This window comes from Heyndrickxia coagulans DSM 1 = ATCC 7050 (assembly GCF_000290615.1).
GTDB lineage: Bacteria > Bacillota > Bacilli > Bacillales > Bacillaceae_C > Weizmannia > Weizmannia coagulans.
Map to the genome: position 1 here is coordinate 1 of NZ_ALAS01000264.1, position 4,659 is coordinate 4,659.

Annotated in this window: 2 protein-coding genes, 15 tRNA genes and 1 rRNA gene; all 18 read left to right on the forward strand. The window is 50.6% G+C overall.

The window, feature by feature from the left end:
• Window positions 1-287: 287 nt before the first annotated feature.
• A 5S ribosomal RNA gene (rrf, locus tag IC21_RS14270) occupies window positions 288-403 on the forward strand.
• 6 nt (window positions 404-409) lie between these two features.
• A tRNA-Asn gene (locus tag IC21_RS14275) sits at window positions 410-484 on the forward strand.
• Between the two features lie 4 nt (window positions 485-488).
• Window positions 489-578: transfer RNA gene (locus IC21_RS14280), tRNA-Ser, on the forward strand.
• A gap of 13 nt (window positions 579-591) precedes the next feature.
• Window positions 592-663, forward strand: a tRNA-Glu gene (locus IC21_RS14285).
• Window positions 664-674: 11 nt separating this feature from the next.
• Window positions 675-750, forward strand: a tRNA-Val gene (locus tag IC21_RS14290).
• 9 nt (window positions 751-759) lie between these two features.
• Window positions 760-833, forward strand: a tRNA-Met gene (locus IC21_RS14295).
• Window positions 834-845: 12 nt separating this feature from the next.
• Window positions 846-921 (forward strand) — tRNA-Asp (locus IC21_RS14300).
• A gap of 20 nt (window positions 922-941) precedes the next feature.
• Window positions 942-1,017, forward strand: a tRNA-Phe gene (locus IC21_RS14305).
• Window positions 1,018-1,020: 3 nt separating this feature from the next.
• Window positions 1,021-1,096: transfer RNA gene (locus IC21_RS14310), tRNA-Thr, on the forward strand.
• An 8-nt stretch (window positions 1,097-1,104) separates the two neighbouring features.
• Window positions 1,105-1,186 (forward strand) — tRNA-Tyr (locus IC21_RS14315).
• 7 nt (window positions 1,187-1,193) lie between these two features.
• A tRNA-Trp gene (locus tag IC21_RS14320) sits at window positions 1,194-1,267 on the forward strand.
• Between the two features lie 8 nt (window positions 1,268-1,275).
• Window positions 1,276-1,351, forward strand: a tRNA-His gene (locus IC21_RS14325).
• 8 nt (window positions 1,352-1,359) lie between these two features.
• A tRNA-Gln gene (locus IC21_RS14330) sits at window positions 1,360-1,431 on the forward strand.
• Window positions 1,432-1,434: 3 nt separating this feature from the next.
• A tRNA-Gly gene (locus tag IC21_RS14335) sits at window positions 1,435-1,509 on the forward strand.
• A gap of 5 nt (window positions 1,510-1,514) precedes the next feature.
• A tRNA-Cys gene (locus IC21_RS14340) sits at window positions 1,515-1,588 on the forward strand.
• Between the two features lie 9 nt (window positions 1,589-1,597).
• Window positions 1,598-1,679 (forward strand) — tRNA-Leu (locus IC21_RS14345).
• Window positions 1,680-2,147: 468 nt separating this feature from the next.
• Window positions 2,148-3,275, forward strand: coding sequence for a zinc-dependent alcohol dehydrogenase family protein (locus tag IC21_RS14355; RefSeq protein WP_029143069.1), 1,128 nt, complete (start codon window positions 2,148-2,150; stop codon window positions 3,273-3,275).
• Window positions 3,276-3,506: 231 nt separating this feature from the next.
• On the forward strand, window positions 3,507-4,523 hold the full coding sequence (locus IC21_RS14360) for an LLM class flavin-dependent oxidoreductase (protein WP_019721294.1): 1,017 nt from the start codon (window positions 3,507-3,509) through the stop codon (window positions 4,521-4,523).
• The last annotated feature ends 136 nt before the right edge of the window (window positions 4,524-4,659 follow it).

The following is a 4,659-nucleotide window of genomic DNA, read 5'->3' on the forward strand; positions in this document are numbered from 1 at the left end:
AGCTGACGGATACTAATCGATCGAGGACTTAACCACGAAAAGCGAAGGTGCCTTGTTTAGCCCCGACAAGCGAATGTTCTGACCGGCATGAAGCCGTCTTTTGGCTCCGTGGCGGTCAGGTGATTCGACCTCGAGGGGCTAGGCACCGGAGCTGGACAATTCTCAAAGTTAGAAGCAGAAACGCATTCTCCGTTTACAGTTTTTTCTCCCATCCGGTTTTCAGGGAATCACATAATTCCTGTTGATAAGCAATGAAAAGTTTGTTATAATGATTTTTGTCATTAAGGTCCGGTGGCGATGGCGGAAAGGTCACACCCGTTCCCATCCCGAACACGGAAGTTAAGCTTTCCAGCGCCGATGGTAGTTGGGGGTCTCCCCCTGCGAGAGTAGGACGCTGCCGGGCTTGTATTCCGCAGTAGCTCAGTGGTAGAGCAATCGGCTGTTAACCGATCGGTCGTAGGTTCGAATCCTACCTGCGGAGCCATAATGGAGAGCTGTCCGAGAGGCCGAAGGAGCACGATTGGAAATCGTGTAGGCGGCTAAAAGCTGTCTCAAGGGTTCGAATCCCTTGCTCTCCGTCATGATCCATATGGCCCGTTGGTCAAGCGGTTAAGACACCGCCCTTTCACGGCGGTAACACGGGTTCGAATCCCGTACGGGTCATCATTATAACTGGAGGATTAGCTCAGCTGGGAGAGCGTCTGCCTTACAAGCAGAGGGTCGGCGGTTCGATCCCGTCATCCTCCACCATTTTATCATCGCGGGGTGGAGCAGTCTGGTAGCTCGTCGGGCTCATAACCCGAAGGTCGCAGGTTCAAATCCTGCTCCCGCAATTTACATATAAAGGTCCCGTAGTGTAGCGGTTATCACGCCTGCCTGTCACGCAGGAGATCGCGGGTTCGATTCCCGTCGGGACCGCCATCTGCATTTTACATAATCGCGGCTCGGTAGCTCAGTCGGTAGAGCAAAGGACTGAAAATCCTTGTGTCGGCGGTTCGATTCCGTCCCGAGCCACCATTGGCCGGTCTAGCTCAATTGGTAGAGCAACTGACTTGTAATCAGTAGGTTGGGGGTTCAAGTCCTCTGGCCGGCACCACGCAATATGGAGGGGTAGCGAAGTGGCTAAACGCGGCGGACTGTAAATCCGCTCCCTCAGGGTTCGGCGGTTCGAATCCGTCCCCCTCCATTTTTAAAGGGGCATAGTTTAAAGGTAGAACAGAGGTCTCCAAAACCTCCAGTGTGGGTTCGATTCCTACTGCCCCTGCCATTATGATGGCGGTTGTGGCGAAGTGGTTAACGCACCGGATTGTGGCTCCGGCATTCGTGGGTTCGATTCCCACCATCCGCCCCATATTTGATTGGGCCATAGCCAAGCGGTAAGGCAACGGACTTTGACTCCGTCATGCGCTGGTTCGAATCCAGCTGGCCCAGTATGCGGAAGTAGTTCAGTGGTAGAACATCACCTTGCCAAGGTGGGGGTCGCGGGTTCGAATCCCGTCTTCCGCTCCATTGATGGCGGCATAGCCAAGAGGTAAGGCAGAGGTCTGCAAAACCTTTATCACCGGTTCGATTCCGGTTGCCGCCTCCATCATATTGTGCCGGTGTGGCGGAATTGGCAGACGCGCACGACTCAAAATCGTGTTCCTTCGGGAGTGTCGGTTCGACCCCGACCACCGGTATCAAAAAATTTTGTTGGAAAACTTTTGGTGAAACGCTTCTTACATTGTAAGAAGCGTTTTTTTATCTATTTACATCAGTATGGGCTATTCTCGTTTGAAAATTTTGAAACAGAGCGCTGTGGATGTTAAAATGGTTTTGATACATTTCAATAGGGGGGAATGTGACGGTTACAAAACATGATAAAATGGTGTGCTGCGTTATTTCATTCATCATACCAATCATTGGCGTCATTTTGTTTTTCAGCTGGATGGGGAACAAAGATACAGAAAAAAGAAAACTAGGGAGGACCTCTTTGTATTTTGCGCTTGCATCTTTTCTCATCTTTCTTTTCATTGGCGTGATAAATTTATATTCGTTTTGAGATCAATATATCTTCATAGGTTCCTGGTTTGTCCACATAGAAAAAGAGTACCGGAAACATGGTTTCAAGTGTACTGCAAAACGAAATTTCGAGGAGATGGGATGGAGTGAAGATCAGAGCTGCTGTACTGCGGGAATCAGGGGCTGCTGTGCCATATGCGGCAAGCAGGCCGATTAAAATTGAAACATTGGAACTGGATGAGCCGCAACAAGGGGAGGTGCTTATCAAGATGAAGGCGGCCAGTTTATGCCATTCGGATTTGTCTGTTGTAAATGGCAGCAGACCCCGGCCTTTGCCGATGGCGCTTGGGCATGAGGCTGCCGGTGAAGTGGTGAGAACCGGTGAAGGCGTTACGGATCTGGCACCCGGTGACCATGTTGTGTGTGTGTTTGTGCCAAGCTGCGGTGAATGCCTGCCGTGCAAAGAGGGACGCCCTGCATTATGTGAAACGGGATCGGCGTCCAATACGGCAGGCACTTTACCGGGGGGCGGCATCCGGCTCCATGCAAATGGCGAAGATGTAAAGCACCATCTCGGTGTATCGGATTTTTCTGAATATGCTGTCGTGTCCCGCCGTTCATTGATTAAGGTGGAAGAAGACATTCCGTTTGAAAAGCTTGCCCTTTTTGGATGCGCCGTCATTACAGGTGTCGGGGCAGTTGTGAATACAGCCCGGATCAAGCTGGGCAGCACGGTGGCGGTTGTCGGTTTGGGCGGCGTCGGATTAAGCGCTTTAATCGGGGCTGTATCGGCAGGGGCGAGCCATGTCGTAGCAGTGGACATCAATGAAAATAAATTCGCATTGGCAAAAAGGTTCGGGGCAACAGATGTATTTCATTCTAAAGATCCGGATGTTGTTGAGAAAATACGGGAAGCAACCGGCGGAGGGCTGGATACTGTTTTTGAGACGGCAGGTGCGGTCCCGGCGATGGAAACGGCATACGCGATTACCAAGCGCGGCGGCACAACGGTTACGACAGGGCTGCCGCATCCGGAGCATCATTTTTCTTTCCCGTACGTAACGCTGACGGCCGAGGAGCGGACGCTGAAGGGCTCTTATATTGGCAGTTGCGTTCCGGAAAGGGATATTCCCAATTATATCCGGCTTTTTAAAAACGGACGCTTGCCGGTGGATGAATTGGCAAGTGATTTCATTACTTTGGATGAGATAAATGAGGGGCTTGATAAACTGGCCAAAGGGGATTCATCTAGAATTATAATCCGTTTCGATTAAAAGATGGTTGCCAAAAAACGGCGCCCATGCCGGCGGTGCCGTTTTTTGCTTGCCGCTTTTTAAACGGGTTGCGCTCTTGAGATATGCGGCTGATAAAAATCTTTCCTCCGGCAAATATTAAGGTCGTCCCATTTCTATGGTAGCAGGAAAAGTGCAAATTGCTTCCGGTTGGATATCGTCTGTTTTACAATGTATGTATCTTCCCAACCGGGTGGAGAAAGGAAGCTTGCAATGGAAAATCGTAACAACATACAAGATATTGCTTTTTCTATTTTAGATTTGATTCCTGTTTTAGAAGGAAAGACACCGGCTGATTCTTTTGAAAATACACTGGATCTTGCACGCCATGCCGAAGAATGGGGATATAAGCGCTATTGGCTGGCGGAGCACCATAATATGACAGGTGTGGCCAGTTCTGCGACCGCTGTTTTAGTCGGTTATGTTGCATCCGGCACAAAAACGATCCGTGTCGGGTCAGGCGGGGTCATGCTGCCGAACCATGCGCCGCTTGTTGTGGCGGAACAGTTCGGGACGCTAGGTTCTATTTATCCGGACAGGATCGACCTCGGGCTTGGCCGGGCGCCGGGGACAGATCAGCTGACAGCGGCAGCACTCCGGCGCAATCTTAATGGCAGTGAGCTGGACTTTCCACACAATGTCCAGGAATTGATGCAGTATTTTCATAAAGCTGAACAGGACCGCCGCACATATGCGAGAGCCGTGGTTGCGGAAGGCGTCAACGTTCCGGTCTGGCTGCTCGGGTCAAGCACATACAGCGCATCACTTGCCGCACAACTCGGGCTCCCGTTTGCATTTGCAAGCCATTTTGCACCGGCGCAGCTGTTTGATGCCCTCTATATTTACCGCGAAAACTTTAAACCGTCCGAATGGTTGAAAGAACCGTACGCCCTGTTATGCGTCAATGCCGTTTTGGCGGACACGGATGCAGAAGCAGAGCGGATTGCGACCAGCTTGTACCAGTTTTTCCTTGGCGTTATCCGCGGGCGGTCGCAAAAGTTGCAGCCGGCTGTTGACAGCATGGAGGGTATTTGGACGCCGTATGAGGAAGCAGCGGCCATGCGCCAGCTTGAGTATGCATTCATCGGTTCAAAGCAGACAGTAAAAGAGAAAATGGAAGATTTTTTGGCTGAGACAAAAGCGGATGAATTGATGTTTGTGTCACATATTTACAATCACGAAGAGCGGCTCCGTTCTTATGAATTGCTTGCGGAACTGAAGAAGGATTAGATTGGTGGACCCGTTCCGGACGATCCGGAACGGGAAAAATACAGCCCGGTATGTGTAAAATTTTACTCGAAGGGCAGATGAGTGGAAAAAAATGGGAAGACGCTCTATCATTTAAATGTACGCTTGTGGGCGAATA

Excerpts from the sequence above, each read along its gene's own strand:
- IC21_RS14360 (WP_019721294.1), top strand. The coding sequence starts at position 3,507 with ATGGAAAATCGTAACAACATACAAGATATTGCTTTTTCTATTTTAGAT.